The sequence below is a fragment of the uncultured Limimaricola sp. genome (assembly GCF_964022235.1).
In the GTDB taxonomy this organism is placed as follows: Bacteria; Pseudomonadota; Alphaproteobacteria; order Rhodobacterales; family Rhodobacteraceae; genus Limimaricola.
The window spans coordinates 33,954-43,383 of the sequence record NZ_CAXHZL010000019.1 but is presented as its reverse complement, the minus strand read 5'-3'; the positions used below and the strand labels follow the sequence as shown (position 1 = coordinate 43,383).

Annotated in this window: 4 protein-coding genes and 1 pseudogene; 3 read left to right on the top strand and 2 right to left on the bottom strand. The window is 65.1% G+C overall.

Annotated features, from left to right (window positions below; translation table 11 throughout):
- A pseudogene (locus AADJ02_RS17815) lies at positions 1–134 on the top strand (IS30 family transposase); the annotation flags it as partial.
- A 170-nt stretch (positions 135–304) separates the two neighbouring features.
- Here the strand turns inward: AADJ02_RS17815 and AADJ02_RS17810 are convergent.
- Positions 305–931 carry a response regulator transcription factor gene (locus AADJ02_RS17810; protein WP_341214349.1) on the bottom strand — a complete coding sequence of 209 codons (627 nt, stop codon included), beginning with the start codon at positions 929–931 and terminating at the stop codon, positions 305–307.
- Positions 932–933: 2 nt separating this feature from the next.
- Positions 934–2,043: a sensor histidine kinase gene (locus tag AADJ02_RS17805; protein ID WP_341214348.1), complete on the bottom strand. Its 1,110-nt coding sequence runs from the start codon at positions 2,041–2,043 to the stop codon at positions 934–936.
- Between the two features lie 84 nt (positions 2,044–2,127).
- On the opposite strand from AADJ02_RS17805, the gene AADJ02_RS17800 reads away from it, so the two are divergent.
- Together AADJ02_RS17800 and AADJ02_RS17795 are read left to right on the top strand one after the other, a co-directional pair.
- Complete coding sequence (locus AADJ02_RS17800) at positions 2,128–2,364, top strand: hypothetical protein (RefSeq protein ID WP_341214347.1); 237 nt, start codon at positions 2,128–2,130, stop codon at positions 2,362–2,364.
- A 493-nt stretch (positions 2,365–2,857) separates the two neighbouring features.
- Entirely contained in the window at positions 2,858–9,301 is a 6,444-nt protein-coding gene (locus AADJ02_RS17795) for a peroxidase family protein (RefSeq protein WP_341214346.1), read from the top strand.
- The last annotated feature ends 129 nt before the right edge of the window (positions 9,302–9,430 follow it).

Below are 9,430 nucleotides of genomic sequence, written 5' to 3'. Positions count from 1 at the left end.
GCGACATCGGCAAACTCTCGGACCACGACATCCGCGAAATCTGCGACCGGCTGAATGCCACGCCCCGCAAATGCCTCGGATGGAAGACCCCCGCGGAGGTGTTCCGGACCAAGATGCTGGAGAAGAGGACGTGAGCGCCCTACCCTGAACCTACCGCGGAGTCGCGGTTCAAGTATCGCTCACAGCAACCAGATTCCTACAATGCGCAGCACCTCGATTGCAATGGATCTGCCAGCGGCGCGGTCAGTCGTACGCTCTGCAACCAAATGTCCGTATCATGGCTCCCGCATAACCACCGATCGCGTCATCCCCTCATGGCCAGCTGGGTTCGGTTGTGCACCCCCATCTTGCGGAAGATGTTGGTCAGATAATGCTTCACGGTCTTCTCGCTCAGTTGAAGTGCGAAGCTGATTTCCTTGTTCCCGAGCCCACGGCGGATCAGCACGAGGATTTCGGTCTCGCGCTCGCTGAGGAGCGGTGCCTTGTCGGCCGGTATCCCTTTTCCTGCGCGGCTGATGTCGCAAAGCATTCGGGCCCCCAGTTCGGGGGAAACATAGAGTTCGGATCCGTGGATCCGGATCAGGATCTCCACGAGTTGCGCGCCGCCGATCCCCTTGAGCAGATAGCCACTGGCACCGCCGCGTAGCGCCGCCATCACATCCTCCGGCGCCTCGGACGCCGTCAGCACGACGACCCGTGTCCGGCATTGCAGCGCCGCGATCTCGGTGATCGCGCCCAGCCCATGGCCGGGCAGGTTCAGGTCCAGCAACAGAAGGTCCGGCTCGTGCGAGCGGACGATTCCCACCGCGTCTTGCGCCGTTGTACCTTCGGCGACGACACGCAGCGACGCGGCGCATGAGATCGCATGAACGATCCCGTCACGTACAAGCGGGTGATCATCAACAACGGCGAGTTGTATCTGCTTGGACATGATCATGCCTCCCCCGTCATCGGAAATCGACCCGACAGCACCGTGCCTGCGCCGGGCGTGCTGGATATGACAAATGCGCCGCCGACGCTTTCTACCCGGTCCCGCAGGCCCACGAGCCCCATGCCGCCGTGCAGACCGGGGCTGTCCTGCGGATCGAACCCCGGACCGAGATCGCTGACCGTAACGAGGAGGCACGCCTCGCTTGTGGTGAGGACCACCGATTGTCCGCAACCATGCGCATGCTTGAAAGCGTTGTTCAGCCCTTCCTGAACGAAGCGGCAGACTGCTACCTTCACGGCATCGTCGACCGGCCCGAGATCCGGCTCGATCCACAGGTCGACATCGGTCGACGTGCGGTGGCGGTGCTTCGCGACCATGGTTTCCACGGCGGTGGTGAGGCTCATGGACTTCAGGTGTGGAAGCATCAGCTGTCCGACCATCGCGCGGATCTCGGCCATGGCGTCCTCCAGCATGTCGCGGATCGCGCGCTGATCCGCGTTGCGGGCGCCGTCGGGAAACAGCTGGTCGATCTTCAGCAGCGCGATGGCGAGAAGCTGGCCCACCCCGTCATGGATGTCGGCACCGATGCGGCGCAGATGCGGTTCCACGTCAACCTGCCGCGTTCTGGCCCGATCGAGCCGCATCTGCAGCAGGGCGTTCGATCGATGCAGGCGCGTCAACTCCCTCAGCCGATCGTCGAGGTCCAGCCGCTGCCGCGTGATCTGGGACTGACCGCGGGCGATGACGGGATACAGCGCCCCGAACATTGCCGCCATGGCGAGCCCGACGATCAACCAGGTGCGGCTGCGGCTCCACGACAGCAGAGACATCGCCGATGTCGCGTCCTGGGCGAACTCCGCCACCGCGACCACCGCGCCCGTGACATCGTCCCGAACCGGAACGAAGGCCCGGATCGTGGGCGGGGACCCCGGGAGGTCGGCCCCACCCGGCTGCACGCCGATGCGACCGGCCAAGGCTTCGGCCATGCCATGCCCGATGTTCAACCGTCGGTCCGTCTGCGTTGGATCCGCCGCGAAGATCACCCGGCCATCGGGCGCCCAGAGCCGCTCGGCCGACATGTGCGCGCCGGCAGAGCGCGCCTCGAACGCCATGAGCGCTCGCTCGACCGCCGAACCGGGGGGCAATCCCCTGTCGGGCCGTCGTAGGGCCATGACTGCATCGAGGTGAATTCCGGCATGCAGGCCCAGATCCTTCATCACGAAGGCTTCGATCCGCGTGGCGGTCCAGATGCCGACAAGCACGGCGCCGGGGAGAATGAAGAGAAGGCTGATATACAGAAACTTCTGCAGCAATCCCAACTCGGGCCGAGGCAAACGCAACGGGCTATACATGGTCGCAAAAACCCGAGTGGCGGACGCGATTTCGAAGGGCGCCGTGAAAAAGCGCGAAATCTGCCGCGAAAAAACGACTAAAACATGTGAGAATAATTTAGGCTAAGTTTTTGAATCTGGCAAACGAAATGGTTAACGGATCTCGCTTGGTATGAAACGGACCTTGCACGGCCAGTTCCGGGCATGGAAACCGGAAAAAAAATCGAGGTTTCGAGGGGTTCCGAAAGCGAGGTCGCTGCAGAACCTGACGCTGACCGCGCCGGACGCGGCCATCGCAGCGGATCAGGGCGCGTCGGGAGGGCGGGTCGAAACCGACAACAGTCCCGGCACGGGCCCTGCCGGGGCGAGCCCGAGTCGGGCGACCTAAGTCTGATGGCGGCCCGACTTCAGTCTCCATTGCCAGCCAACGCCCGCGCCCTCTAACTGCAGGTGTCGGACAGGGGTCCAGAACGTTTCCGCAGAATCGAAACCTGCAGCATCGCCGGGCTCTTGCCTGGGCGCAGGCGAGACATCGTGCTCGGAAACTGAATTCGGGAATTGGTCTCCTGCCGCCTGTGCAAAAGGGGACTTTGCCATGACGACGAGTTTTCACGTCAATCTTCATGACCTCCAGTACATCCTCAAACAGATCCGGATCGCCGAATTGCATGCCGAAGGCATGTCGACGATCGCGGCGATCCAGCAGGTCTACGACGTTTCGGCGGTCGACGCGGCGCTTCTGCCCGCGGGTCTGCGGACCGTGGACGGGACCGACAACAACCTGTTGCCCGGCCAGGAGAAGCTCGGCGCAGCCGACCAGCCGTTCCCGCGCCTGACCACGCCGGTGTTCATCGACGAGAAGGACATGGATAGACTGGGCCACTTCACCAACACCAACTATGGCCTGCCGGGCAACGTGGTCGATGCCGATCCGCGCGTGATCTCGAACCTGATCGTGGACCAGACCGTCGCCAACCCGGCCGCGATCTATGCCGCGCTGAAGGTGATCGGGATCACCGGCACCGCGGCGAACGACGCGGTGGATGCGATCACCTCGGCCTACAAGGCCACGCTGACCACCGCCGTCTCGAGCCGCAGCGCCAGCGCTGCGGTCACCAAGGCGCAGGCCGAAATGGCTAAGGCGGTCGCCGATCACGCGGCCGCGGCACAGGCCGAAAGCGCGGCCTCCGCGAAGGTCCTGTTCCTGGACGACGCTCAGGCCTCCGCGCTGACGGCGCAGCAGGATGCAATCGCGGCGCAGGCGGCCGTCGAGGCCTTGGCCGACGCACTCGCAGCGCCCGAGGGTCAGGATCTGGCGGCGTTCCTGGAAGCCGCGCAGACGGCCGCCGCGGCGGCCGCGACCTCGGTCGCGGCCCTGATCACGAAGCTGGGGAGTTCCCCCACCGAAGCGGCGCTGATTTTGCATGAGAAGACGTCGAAACTGATCGATGCGCTGGCGTCGGTCGACGTGACCGACGCGGCCTCCCTAGGGATCGCCACCACGGCCGCCGAGACCTATGCCGCCGTTCCGGGTGGTGTCGCGCAGCAGGTCGTGGACGGTCTTCAGGCCGAACTCGCGCCGGCGATAGCTGAGGCGGTTTTAAGGGGCGCGACGCTTGCAACGGCGACAGCCGCCTTGAATACGGCGCAGGCGAACTACGCCGTCGCCTTCGCCAATGCAGGCGGTGCTACCGGCAGCCATGAGGAGGCACTGGCGTATCTCGACCGGTTGATGGCCAGTTACGATCTGCAGGTCGGACCGGAAGGCGGCCTTCGCATCGAGAATATTTCGCCGGACATCGGCCTGTCGCCCTCCTTTAACAGCCTGTTCACCATCTTCGGCCAATTCTTCGACCACGGGCTCGACCTGGTCACCAAGGGCGGCAACGGTACCGTCTACATGCCGCTCGCGGCCGACGATCCGCTGATCGCCGGGGCCGACAAGGTGTTCGGCACCGCCGACGACCTGCCGCCGATGCTGCGCTTCATGGCGCTGACGCGGGCCACCCCCGTGGACGCCAACGGGGTGCCGCAGCACACCAACACAACGACGCCCTACGTCGATCAGAACCAGACCTATACGTCGCATGCCTCGCATCAGGTGTTCCTGCGCGAGCAGGTCCGAATGGATATCGGCGACGGCCCCAGGGCCTACTCCACCGGACGGCTTCTCGACGGCCAGATGCACGGCACCATCGGCACCTGGGCGGATGTGAAGAAGCAGGCGCTCGACGTGCTTGGCATCAGGCTCACCGATTTCGACGTGCACCGCGTGCCACTTCTGGCCACCGACGCCTATGGCAACCTGACCCTCAGCGACACCGGTTACGCGCAGCTGGTGATGCAGGATGGCACGCTCAAGTCGGGCACGGCCGAAGGCATCACGACCGAGGGCAGCCTTGCGGCCGGCGCCGCGTTCCTCGACGACATCGCCCACCACGCCAACCCCGGCCAGTACGACTCGAACTTTGACCGGATCCCGGATACGCCGATGCGCCCGGACGTGGACCCCGGTGTCGACGACGATCTCGACCCCAGAACCTATGACGACGAAATGCTGGACGCGCATTTCATCACCGGCGACGGGCGCGGCAACGAGAACATCGGCCTGACGGCGGTCCATGCAGTGTTCCATGCCGAGCACAACCGCATCTTCGAGGAGAACAAGCTGACCATCCTCGAAAGCCGCGATCTCGCGGTGATCAACGAGTGGCTGCTCAAGGAGATGACGCAGGCTCAGCTCGATGCGCTGCCGACTGACCGCGGGGCGCTCGAGCAATTCGCGGAAATGCTGCACTGGAACGGCGAACGCCTGTTCCAGGCGGCCCGCTTCTCGACCGAGATGCAGTACCAGCACATGGTGTTCGAGGAATTCGCGCGCCGGATCCAGCCGGCCGTCGATCCCTTCGTCTTCACCAACACTGCCGACATCGACCCGTCGATCCTCGCCGAGTTCGCGCACGCGGTCTACCGTTTCGGTCACTCGATGCTGACCGACACGGTCGACCGGATCGGCAACGATCTGCAGCCGACCAGCGGGGACGGCTCGCAGCTTTCGCTGATCGAGGCCTTTCTCAACCCGCAGGCCTATACCGCCACCGCGACCGACATCGCCGACATTCAGGGCGCGATCCTGCGCGGCCTGAGCATGGACGTCGGGGCCGAGATCGACGAGTTCATCGTGCCGGCCCTGCGAAGCAACCTGCTCGGCCTGCCGCTCGATCTCGCGGCGCTCAACATCGCCCGGGCGCGCGAGACCGGCGTCGCCTCGCTGAACAAGGTGCGCGCCGAGCTCTACAACGACTTCGGCGTGGCGGATCTCAAGCCCTACGCGAGCTGGAACGATTTCGCGCAGCATCTCAAGAACCCGCTGTCCCTGATCAACTTCGTGTCCGCCTACGGCAACCACGAGCTGATCGAACAGGCGGCGACCCTGGAGGAGAAGCGCGCGGCGGCGACGCTTCTCGTGCTGGGAGCCCCCCTCGACGTGGACGGCGACGGGATCGACGACGACGTGCCGCTCGACCGGCGCGACTTTCTCGACGGCAGGGGCGCCTATGCTGCCGGGGCCACCGGGCCGAGCCAGCGTGGCGGTCTCGACCGGGTCGATCTCTGGGTCGGCGGGCTTGCCGAAAAGATCAATGAATTCGGTGGCATGCTGGGCTCGACCTTCAACTTCATCTTCGAATACCAGATGCAGCAGCTGCAGAACGGAGACCGGTTCTATTACCTGTCCCGGACCCAGGGGCTGAATCTGCTCGATGCGCTCGAGGCCAACACCTTCACCGATATCATGATGCGGAATTCGGCCCTTGGGTCGGTCCACGCGCCGCACATGAGCGGCAGCGCCTTCCTGACGCCCGACATGATCCTCGAGCTGGACCGTGGAATCGCGCAGCGCGATTACAACCCGGATGGTCTTGGCCTCGATCCGATCTGGGACGACCCGAAGTTGCAGACCATCGATCCCAAAGTGCGCCGCGACTACGAGGGCTCCACGAAGACCGACGGCGGTCATGACCACGGCGGCACGCTGGTTTTCCGCGGCGGCGAGCATGTCGTGCTCGGCGGGACCGAGGGTGCCGACACGTTGATCTCCGACATCGGCGACGACACCATCTGGGGCGACGGGGGCGACGATGACATCAACAGCGGTCAAGGCGCGGATCAGGTGTTCGGCGGCGCCGGCGACGATGTCATCGAGAACCCGTTCGGCGACGACTTCCTGCGCGGCGAGCGCGGCAACGACGTGATCGCCGCGGCGCGCGGCGTGAACCTGCTGTTCGGGGGACAGGGCCAGGACGTGCTGATCATCGGCCAGGATGGAAGCGAGGGCTTTGGCGGCGAGGGCAACGACTTCATCCTCGGCGGTTCGGGGCCCGACAACCTGCTGGGCAACGAGGGCGACGACTGGATCGAGGGCGGCGAGGGCTTTGACACGATCTCGGGGGAGAACTCGGAGTTGTTCTTCAACTCCTCGATCATCGGCCACGACGTGGCCTGGGGTCAGGGCAACGACCAGGACTATGACCTGGAATCCGGCGACGACATCGCCTTTTCGGGGGTCGGCGTGCAGCGCTTCGAGGGCATGTTCGGTTTCGACTGGGCGATCGGCAAGTACGACATCGCAGGCGTGAACTGGGACGCCAATCTCAGGATCTTCACGTCGGTCCCGTCGGATATCCTCCGCGACCGCTTCGACGCGATGGAGGCCTTCTCCGGGTGGAGGCATGACGACGTGATCCGCGGCGACAACCGCGGTTCGCTGGGCGCCGTGGGGGGACTCGATGCGGGGCTGGATTTCGCGGACCACGCGTTGAACCGCGAGGGCCTGGCCCGGATTACGGGCATGACAGATTGGTTCGGCGACCTGCGCGCCACGCTCGCCGAGCTCGCGCCCGGCTCCTTCGACGATGAAACGGTGATGTATCGCGACGGCAATATCCTGCTCGGCGGCGCGGGCTCGGACCTGCTGGAGGGCCGGGGCGGCTTCGACGTCATCGACGGCGACGCCTGGCTCAACGTTCGCATCAGGATCTTGGTCGGCACCGAGGTCTATTCGGCCGAGTCGCTCAACAGCTCGACGGCCGCGGCCGGGCCCTTCGCGGGCCGGGTTTTCCACACCCACGACAACGGCGACCCGGACTTCACCAAACCGGCCTTCGGCGGCCGCTCGCTGACCTCGCTTCTGCTCGACCGGACCATCAACCCGGGCGACATGTCGATCGTCCGGGAGATCCGCAGCTCCGAAGCGGCGGGTGATGTCGACACCGCGTTGTTCTCCGGCAACCTGAACGAATATCTCATCGAGGGCCGCGGCGAACGGATCGACCTGAACGGCGATGGCGACGTTGGGGACAGCGGCGAGAACATCCTGCAGGCCGCCTACGACATGAACGGTGACGGTTTCATCGCAATCACCGACACGCTGGCCGCCCGCGGCGGACGGGTCGACGACACCGATTTCCTGAAGAACATCGAGCGTTTGCAGTTCGCCGACCAGATCGTCGATCTGACCCGTCCGATCGGCACCGTGCTCGATGCCAATATCAGCCTTCGGGCGCTGGTCCTGCCCGGCAGCACCTCCTTCCCCGGCCAGGGGGCGACGCTCGGCTTCCTCACCAGCGACATCGGCGGAGGGTCTTTCAGCCTGCGGGACAACAGCAGCTCGTTGATCTCGGTCGCCGCCGACGGGCGGCTTTCGCTCACCGGGGCGCTTCGAAGCAACCAGAACCACGTCATGAACCTGCGTCTGGACCTGAACGGCGCGACGCAGGACGAGACGATGGTGCTGCGCAGCGGCAGCACCGGCGTCAACGTCTTCGCCGGAGAGGCGATGGACGAGGTCATCTTCGCCTCGAGCGGCGACGACAGCCTCTCCGGGCTCGGGGGGGACGACGTGCTCTACGGCCAGTCGGGCAACGACACGATCCACGGCGGCCACGGCAACGACCGTATTGCGGGCGGCACCGGCACCGACCTGATCACCGGCGGAGCGGGATCCGACCTGATCTACTACAACTGGGGCGACGGCACCGACAGCGTGGACGGCGGCAGCGATGCCGACACGATCCGCATGGCCGGCAGCTCCGGCAACAACTCGGTCAGCGCGTTCTGGAACGGCGTCAACATCACCGCGATGACCGGGTTCTCCAGCATCCTGAACGTCGAGGCGATCGATCTCGATCTCGCGGACGGTACCGACCTGCTGTCCTACGCCAAGAGCTCCGAGGATGTGGAGGTGGACCTCGGCGCCGGCACCGCGACCGGCTTCAGCTCGATCCTGAACATCGAGAACGTCACCGGCGGATCGGGCGACGACAGCATCACCGGCAATGCGCTGGCGAACCTGCTGTCCGGCGGGTCAGGGTCCGATCTGCTAGTCGCCACGGTCGACGCGGCCCGCGACGTCTTCAACGGCGGCTCCGGCCTCGATACGGTCGATTACGGCGCCTATACCTCCAACCTCCTGATCGATCTCGGGCTGTCTCAGGCGGTCGTGACCGGCAGCGGGATCGACGCCGAAACCTCGGACACCGTCATCGGTGTCGAGAACCTGATCGGTGGCGCCGGGAACGACCTGTTCTTCGGCAGCAGAGCGGTGAACGACCTGTCTGGCGGCGCGGGCGACGACCAGCTCTTCGGGAACAGCGGCAACGACATCCTCGACGGTGGGGCGGGCGACGACGAGCTGATCGGCGGCGTCGGAGCCGACCAGCTGACGGGGGGCGAAGGCAGCGACGTGTTCATCTTCGTCGCGCTGAACCACAGCAGCCTGAGCGCCAGCGACACGATCCTCGATTTCGAGGGGGCGGGCGTCGCCGGTGGCGATGTGATCGATCTCAATGGTCTCGTTGCCATGCCGTTCGACTTTGTTGGTTCCGCCGCCTTCACCGCCGGAAGCACTAACCAGGTCCGCTTTGTACACGAAGGCGAGAACACCATCGTGCTGCTCGATACCGATCTCGACACTGGCGCCGAAGCGCGCATCCGACTTCTCGGCTTGTACGACCTGACCGCCGAAGACTTCAGGCTGTAGTCCCCCGCTGGCCGGATCGGCGCTATGATCCCACCACGTTACAGCACGAAGCAGGGCCGCCATCATCGCGATGGCGGCCTTCGCTTCTTTGCGGCGGCATAGTTTGCGCCTCGGTTCGACGCCTACGCC